Annotated in this window: 1 protein-coding gene and 2 pseudogenes; all 3 read right to left on the reverse strand. The window is 71.6% G+C overall.

The window, feature by feature from the left end:
- Positions 1 to 91: pseudogene (locus AC067J_RS43935) on the reverse strand (roadblock/LC7 domain-containing protein); the annotation flags it as partial.
- 10 nt (positions 92 to 101) lie between these two features.
- Entirely contained in the window at positions 102 to 3536 is a 3435-nt protein-coding gene (locus AC067J_RS43940; RefSeq protein WP_478308504.1) for a sensor histidine kinase, read from the reverse strand.
- A 399-nt stretch (positions 3537 to 3935) separates the two neighbouring features.
- Positions 3936 to 4029, reverse strand: a pseudogene (locus AC067J_RS43945) (ATP-binding protein); the annotation flags it as partial.

The raw sequence follows: 4029 nt of genomic DNA on the forward strand, positions 1-4029 counted from the left end.
CCGCGGAGACCACCACCGTGTGCGACACCCCGGGGGTGTTGTCCACGAAATTGGTGATCAGCCAGTTCAGGTTCTGTGCGGCCTGGCTCATCTGACTCAACTCAACGCTCCTGGTGGTTCGAGCCGCCGAAGAGATCGGTGCTGCGATTCTGCTGTCCGTTGCCGGACGGGTCTACCTGATCGGGGTCGATCCGGAAGCTTCCGGTGCCGCCGGCGCTGCGGCCCTGTTCGACACCGCGACGCAGGTTGGTGAGACGGCCACGGACCTCCTCGGGCGAACGGGAGACCTGCGGCCCTTCCTGCGGGGTGGGCTTGGCGTTGCCGGCCACCAGGTTCTGCTTGGGTACCCGCCGGGGCAGGCCGGACGGGGTGGTGCCGCTGGAGGAGGGCTCGCGGAGCTGCTCGGCGCGCTGCCAGTCGCCGTCGTTGGGCGACTGCCAGGCGGCGCTGCCGGCACCGGTCGGGCCGGTGGGCCCGTACCCGCCGAGGGCGGACACCTCGTGGCCGCGCGGCTCGGCCGACGACCCGGAGGTGTCCTTGGCGCCGGCGAACCAGTTCGGGCTGTCGCCGCCCTGGCCCGAGCCGGCCGGCCCGGACGGGAACCCGCCGCCGGCCAGCTGCTGGCCGGGGCGGCGCTGGGGCAGCCCGGACGGCAGGGTGGAGGGGGCGGCGTCGGCGGCGGGCAGCGCGGGCTGCTCCGGGGCGTACGGGTGGCCGGCCGGGGCCTCCGCGGCCTGGTGGCCGTACTGCTGGTCGCCGTAGCCGTCGTACCCGTCGTAGCCCTGGCCCTGGAGGTCCTGGTCCTGGTACTCCTGCCGGCCGTACCGGTCGTCGCCGTAGCCGGACTGGTCGTAGCCCTGCTGCGGGTACTGGTCGTAGCCGTCCTGCTGGTAGCCGTTGGCGTCGTAGCCGCCGTCCTGGCCGTAGCCGTACTGGTCGTCGCCGTAGCCGGACCGGTCGTAGCCCTGCTGGGCGTACTGCTCGTCCTGGGCGTAGACCTCGTCGTTGCGGCGGCCGTACGAGGGGTACTCCTCGTCGACCTCGGCGTCGAGGACCGGCGGCTCCTGGCCGCCGTCCGGCCCGGCCTCCAGCGCGGCCCGGCGGACCTGGTCCAGGCGCTGCGAGCGCTGGACCGCCTCCAGGGCCGGGCTGAAGCCGCTCGACCCGGAGTTGCCGATGCCGGTGAGGTGGTCGTCGAAGCCGAGTTCGGCGGCGCTGCGGGCCTGGTCCCGGCCGGGCGCGGCCCAGTCGGCGGTCGGCTCCTGGTCGGCGAAGATCCGGGAGACGGTGAACTGCTCCTCCGGCTCCGGCGCCGCGGCCATCTGGGTCAGGAACGGCGGCAGCATGACCAGCGAGGTGGTTCCGGCCGACTCGCCGGACGGGCGGAGCTGGACGCGGATGTCGTGCCGCTGGGAGAGCCGGCCGACCACGAAGAGGCCCATGCGGCGGGAGATGGTGGCGTCGACCGTGGGCGGCTCGGCCAGCTTCTCGTTGATCTCGGCGAAGTCCTCGGCGGTGAGGCCGATGCCCTTGTCGTGGATCTCGACCAGCACCCGGCCGTCGGGCAGGCGGGTCGCGTTGACCAGCACCCGGGTCTGCGGGCTGGAGAACGAGGTGGCGTTCTCCAGCAGCTCGGCGAGCAGGTGGACGAGGTCGGTCACGGCGGCGCCGACGACCTCGGCCTCGGGGATGCCGGAGAGCTCGACGCGCTCGTACTGCTCCACCTCGGACGCGGCGGCGCGGAGCACGTCGACCAGCGGGACCGGGGTGTTCCAGCGGCGGCCGGCCTCCTCGCCCGCGAGGACGAGCAGGTTCTCACCGTTGCGGCGCATACGGGTCGCGAGGTGGTCCAGCTTGAAGAGGTTCTCCAGCTGGTCCGGGTCGGCCTCGTTGTTCTCCAGGTCGGTGATCAGCGCCAGCTGGCGCTGGATGAGGCCCTGGCTGCGGCGCGACAGGTTGGTGAAGATCGCGTTGACGTTCCCTCGGAGCAGCGCCTGCTCGGCGGCGAGCGCGACCGCCTGCCGGTGGACCTGGTCGAAGGCCCGGGCGACCTCGCCGATCTCGTCCTTGCCGTGCAGCGGGATCGGGTTGATGTTGGTGTCGACCCGGTCCGGGTCGGTCTTGGAGAGCTTCTCGACCAGGTCGGGCAGGCGGTGGTCGGCGATCTCCAGGGCGGCGTTGCGCAGGGTGCGCATGCCGAGAATCATCGAGCGGGCCACGTAGCCGGTGAGCACACCGGCGAGGATCAGCGACGCGAGGACGATCAGCGCGTTGAGGATGGCGTCGAAGCGCGCGTTGTCCCGCAGGGCCGCGGCGTCCTGGAGCACGTCGTCCAGCAGCACGACCTCGGTCGCGCGGAGGCTGGCGATGTGGGTGTTGGCGGCCTGGTTCCAGTTCTCCGGCGTCAGGCCGGAGTCCTTGGCCTCCTTGTAGGCGCGGTCCGCGGCGTCCTTGCCCTGGGCCTGGCCGATGGCGGCGGCCTGGCTGTACGCGGCGCCGAGGTTGAGCAGGCCCTGCATGGTGGGGACGGTGCCGTTGGGCATGCGGTACGCGGCGCGCTGGTCGGCGGTGGCCTGGGCGACCTGGGCGTCGGAGTAGCGGCGGGCGTCCTCGGGGGCGCTGCCGGTGTTGAACTCGGAGAGCGCGGTCTGCTCCAGGCGCTGGGCGACCAGCAGCTGCTGGATCAGGTCCGAGTTCTCGTACCGGGTGGTGGCGCCGGCGGAGATGCCGACCAGCAGGTGCAGCATGAGCGCGCGCTGGGTCGAGGCGGAGGCCTTCGCCAGCGACATGGCGTAGATCGAGCGGCCCTTGCTGGTGAGGTTCGAGGAGCCGAGGCCGACCGAGTTGTCGTAGGCCAGCAGCGGGGCGAGCATCACCGAGTAGGCGGAGGCGGTCGCGGAGGCGAACAGGTCCTGGCTGTAGGCGTTGGCGCGCAGGTGCGGCAGGGCCACGACGACGCCCTTGAAGGCCTCGTGGCGGCGCGGGAGCTCACCGGACTTGTCGCTGGCCTCGTAGGCCGCCTCGTACGCCTTGAGGGCGGCGTCGGTGGTGGAGCGCGCCTTGGTGACGTCGTTGTTCGGGTCCTGCTTGGTGAGCAGGGGTATCAGGGTCTTGTCGCGCTCGCTCTCCAGCGCCTCGGCCAGTTCGGTGGCGGCCTTGGCGAGGGTGGCGGTCCGCTGGGCGCGGTCGGCCTTGATGAAGCCGTCGAACGAGGTGTTGACGCGCAGACCGCCGAAGATCAGGCCGATGACGACCGGGATCAGGAGGATCGCGATCAGACGGGCCGGCACGCGCCAGTTGCGCGGGCGCAGGAAGTCGTACCGGCTGCCGCCCTTGCCCTCGCCGGCGTCGTCCGTGCCGGAGCCGCCCTGGCGGTCCCTGCCGGGGCCGGGCGGCTGTGGTGCGGGGACGGCCGCCGGCCGTTCCTCGGTCGGCGTGAACGCCGAGAACCCTGCCGGGTCCGGTGCGGTGCCGTTCGGCTCGCTCTGGCGGGGCTCGGAGCGCCGCTGCGGGGCGACCTGCTGCTTACGCCTCACTCGACAACTACCTCTCGGCCGACAGCCGGCCATGGATCAATCCAGCGCTACCCCCGGGGTCCGTCCGTTCCGGGGAACGACGGCCGTATGGATTCAGGGGTAGCTGGAATTTCAGCACGTGCAGGGATGGGGGACAAACAGCTGCCGGTCAGCGCAGTGCGGGGAACAATTGGGACATTCGGCGACATGACGTCGCAAAACTGTGGTCTTCTGGCGCTGAGTGATGCTGATTCGCTACAAACAGTCATTGTTGATCACAAAATGCCTACCGAACTGTTATCCGCCGCTTATGCAGGGGTCTTGCGCGGGGCGTCCGGACGACATCTCCCCGCAAGCGGACGCGCCCCGGCACTCCGCCGCTATGGCGGGGCGCCGGGGCTGCCGACCTGCGGGTTCCGCTCAGCGGAGCCGGGCGAGGAGGGCGTGTTCGACGAGGGTGATGAGGGCGCTCTTGGCGCTGTCGCGGCGTCGGGCGTCGAGGGTGATGACGGGG

It is taken from the genome of Kitasatospora sp. NPDC042419 (assembly GCF_056437345.1).